Raw genomic sequence first — 1,469 nt, forward strand, 5'->3', positions numbered from 1 at the left:
GCCGCACTGACTGCACGGGTCATTCCCAGCCTGCTTGACCTCTCGCCTTTTGCAGAGGTTGCCGCCGAACGGTTTGCACGCCTGAARAATGGCGAAGCCCCGAGGCGGCCATTTACCGTGGGGCGCGCCAGCCGCGATTTGCTGGAAAAGCACAACCCGCAGGACCTCTCGCTTTACCGGATGCTGGCCAGCCGCGGCATACGGGTTCGTGTCATGGGAGGCACCTGCCTAGCGCCGGGTCTTGCTGGAAGTGAGGGCATTGAGCTGTTGCCCGCCGGAGCTGAATCAGTCCCCGATTTTTACCGTTCGCTGGATGTCATGTTTTACCGCACCGGAAACTTTTTTGAAGCTTATGGACGGGTGGTGCTGGAAGCCATGGGCGCTGGTTTGCCGGTAGTCGCCCATGTGAACGGCGGCTATGCCGAAGTCATCGAGCAGGGCATCTCGGGTTTTTTGATCCGTTCTCAGGAACAGGCTTTCGACGCCCTGATGTCGCTCAATGATTCGGTCGAGTTAAGGCTTCGGCTGGGCATGGCAGCCCAACAGCGCGCCCGCCAGGTGCATGGCCCTGAGGCAACAGAGCGTGACCTGGCGTTTTATCTCAGGTGAATTTGGTCGTTGCTGCCGTCAAGGCGCGGCAAATGCCGCTGCGCCTGAATAGCGGGTGTTTCCGTTGGTGCCGGTGTAAACCATGCCGGCACGGTTTGCATTCACCCCGGTGAAGAAGCCGTCCACGGTGAAAACCGGGCCGCCGTTGGAGTAGCTGAACTGCCCGCCTGCAATGCTGATGTTGGATGCCGCAAAACCGCCGAGTGTCGTGACCACGCCCATGCTCAGCTTGGCCGTGCCGAAGTTGACGTTAAACGTTGCGGATGTCAGGGTTCCGGAGGCAATGGCGAGCTGCGTTGACGTGTCGTAGCCGGTCACCGGCGTCTGGCCGATCAGGTTGTAGCTGAGGGTGCCTGTCGTGGGCATCACAAGGGTAGGCTGGCCAATCACGTAATGGAAATCGTTGATGTTGGTCCCACCCGGGTTGCGCGTGCCGGTGGTCCAGGAGCCCCAGCCGATAAAGTCACCCGCATCAACCGAGCCCGCCGAGCCCGCGTTGGCATTGATGATGGGTGAGAAGTCCTTGCCGTTGGCGCTCAGCGCGGTCAGCTTGCCGGTGTCAATGGTTGCGGAAGTGCCTGTGACAGGGGCCGAAATGGTGGAAGGCCCGAAATTGCCCTGCGAGTGGTAGGTTGCGGCTGACTTGAAGTTGGTGAACGTGCCGGAGTTGACTGGCGCAGCGATCGCAATCGCTTTATTGATGATGATGGGCTCTATTGGAGGCTCAGGCGTGGGTATGGGCGGGCGTACATTCGTTCGTTTCGGGGCATCTGTGTTGTTGACAACCCGGACAGATTCACCCGCCGTCAGCCCGACACACCCCCCGGCATTGCACACTTCAATCGCGTCCAGTTCGGTGG

Annotated in this window: 1 protein-coding gene and 1 pseudogene; one reads left to right on the forward strand and one right to left on the reverse strand. The window is 60.3% G+C overall.

All coding sequences use genetic code 11. The features are described from left to right. Positions 1 to 609: glycosyltransferase (locus AC1D0Z_RS21630; protein ID WP_477660207.1), on the forward strand; the 609-nt coding region annotated here is incomplete at its 5' end. Between the two features lie 18 nt (positions 610 to 627). Here the strand turns inward: AC1D0Z_RS21630 and AC1D0Z_RS21635 are convergent. Then, a pseudogene (locus tag AC1D0Z_RS21635) lies at positions 628 to 1,469 on the reverse strand (hypothetical protein); the annotation flags it as partial.

The organism is Polaromonas sp. P1_E3 (genome assembly GCF_056405935.1).